Origin of the sequence: Brevibacterium sp. (assembly GCF_052105255.1) — a bacterium.
In the GTDB taxonomy this organism is placed as follows: Bacteria; Actinomycetota; Actinomycetes; order Actinomycetales; family Brevibacteriaceae; genus Brevibacterium; species Brevibacterium linens_B.
This window is the reverse complement of sequence record NZ_JBQDYQ010000108.1, coordinates 3,123-4,407: the sequence shown is the minus strand read 5'-3', so window position 1 is coordinate 4,407 and position 1,285 is coordinate 3,123. Positions and strand designations below refer to the sequence as shown.

Below are 1,285 nucleotides of genomic sequence, written 5' to 3'. Positions count from 1 at the left end.
CCCGGCCACGTCCTCAAGCGGGCACGAGATGCCTGTCCGCGTCCACCTCGGCGAGAGTCTTCTTGCCCATGCTGCGGGCGAGGATGAGGGTCGGAACTCCGGCGACGATGATGACGACGGTGGCGTAGATCGCCGGTGCCAGCGTGATGCCCGTCGACGACATGAGTGCCGTGGCGATGAGCGGTGAAAGCCCGCCGAACAGAACGGTGGCGACGTTGTAGCCGATCGCCATGCCGGAGAAGCGGCTCGTGCCGGTGAACTGCTCGGGGACCATGGCGGCCGCCACAGCGCTCCACCCGGCCGCCGGGATCGCGAGGAACGCCGATCCTGCGATCGCGATGCCCGCGGACTGGTTGGACAGCAGCACATACGCGGGAATCGTCGTGAAGACGAAGACGACCATGAGTGCCGCCAAGGCAGGTTTGCGCCCGAACTTGTCCGAGGCGAGGCCGAAGAACGGGGTGACGACGATGGCGACGACGGCCGCAACGGTGCCCAGTGCCAGGGAACCGGAGTTCGGGACCTTCGCCACCTCCTCGATGTAGGTGGGCACATAGGTGATGTTGAGGAAGTAGCTGACCGAACCGATCGACGAGATGAGGAAGGCGACGAGGATCGCCCGCGGCTGCTCGAGGATCGCGGTGATGAGCGGGGAGCGTTCGAGACCAACGTCCTTCTTGCCCTTGTTGTCCTTCTCCGCTTGCTGCAGCCGTTTGAAGGTCTCGGTCTCCTCCATCATCGATCGAAGCGGAACCATGATGATGGCAAGCACGGCGCCGAGGACGAACAGCAGCCGCCAGCCCCAGGAATCCATCGCCTCGGGACTGAGCGTATTCGCCAGCAGCGCACCGGATCCCACGGCCAGAAGCGCGCCGACCTCGCTGTTGGCCGCGGCCCAGCTGGCAGCCAATCCGCGCTTTCCCGGTCCCGCCGATTCCATGAGGAAGACCATGATGCCGGTGTACTCGGCACCGACGGAGAATCCGGACAGGCAGCGCAGGGCGACCATGAGGACGCCGGCCCAGATGCCGATCGTGTCGTAGTTCGGGATCACCGCGATCCCGAGCATGGAGATCGCCATGAGGACCGCGGAGATGATGAGCGTCGAACGACGTCCGATCCGATCACCGAGGTGACCGAAGACCATCGCGCCCAAGGGCCGGAAGAGGAATCCCGCCGCACCGACCCCGAGGGTCAGCAGCAGGGAATCCGTCTGGTCGCCGAAGAACTCCTTGGTCAGGGTCGTGGCGACATAGAAGAAGATCGAGAAGTCGTACCATTCGAC

The 1,285-nt window shown here is 64.7% G+C and carries 1 protein-coding gene; it reads right to left on the bottom strand.

Annotated elements, in window-relative coordinates; translation table 11 throughout:
- Window positions 1–13: 13 nt before the first annotated feature.
- On the bottom strand, window positions 14–1,285 hold a 1,272-nt coding region (locus tag ACTIIH_RS15930), incomplete at its 5' end, for an MFS transporter (protein WP_441452806.1).